General features: G+C 66.0%; 1 protein-coding gene. It reads left to right on the top strand.

What is annotated here, in order from left to right:
• Nucleotides 1-976: tandem-95 repeat protein (locus BTW07_RS19080; RefSeq protein WP_144077012.1), on the top strand; the 976-nt coding region annotated here is incomplete at both ends.

The raw sequence follows: 976 nt of genomic DNA, 5'->3' as shown, positions 1-976 counted from the left end.
CAAGTGCCGGCGGCAAGTGACGTCGACGGCACCATCGCCGGTTATGACCTGGCGACGGATGTCGGCACCGGCAACGGTAGCCTGACGTTCAATGCCGACGGTTCCTACAGTTTCACGCCCGGCACCGACTTCGACGCTCTGGCCGCCGGCGAAAGTCGCGACGTTACCTTCAGCTACACCGCCACCGATAACGACGGCGGCGTCAGCGAGCCCAAGACGGTGACCATCACCGTGACCGGCACCAACGATGCGCCGGTGGCCGTCGCCGATACCCAGACCACCGGCGAGAACAGCGTTCTTAGTGGGCAGGTGCCGGCAGCGACCGATGTCGATGGGCCGATCGCCAGCTACGCACTCGACACCGGCGTAGGTCAGGGCAACGGCTCGTTGACGTTCAATGCCGACGGCAGCTACAGCTTCGCCCCCGGCACTGACTTCGACGGTCTCGCCGCGGGCGAGAGCCGCGACGTCACCTTCAGCTACACCGCCACCGATAATGACGGCGGCGTCAGTGCACCGAAGACGGTGACGATCACCGTGACCGGCACCCACGATGCGCCGATGGCCGTCGCCGATACCCAAACCACCGGCGAGAACAGCGTTCTCAGCGGGCAAGTGCCGGCAGCGACCGACGTCGACGGGACGATCGCCGGTTACGACCTGGCGACGGATGTCGGCACCGGCAATGGTTCATTGACGTTCAATGCCGACGGCAGCTACAGCTTCGCCCCCGGCACTGACTTCGATGGTCTGGCCGCCGGCGAGAGCCGCGACGTCACCTTCAGCTACACCGCCACCGATAACGAGGGCGGCGTCAGCGAGCCCAAGACGGTGACGATCACCGTGACCGGCACCAACGACGCGCCGGTCGCTCAGGCAGGCACGGCCACGACGGAAGAGAACACGTTGCTGACCGGTCAGGTCCCGGCGGCAAGTGACGTCGATGGGACGATCGCCAACTATGCGCTCGACACCG

The sequence above is a fragment of the Salinicola socius genome (assembly GCF_001937195.1).
Taxonomy (GTDB): Bacteria; Pseudomonadota; Gammaproteobacteria; order Pseudomonadales; family Halomonadaceae; genus Salinicola; species Salinicola socius.
Note: the sequence above shows the minus strand (reverse complement) of the source record. Positions and strands in the feature narration are given on the sequence as shown.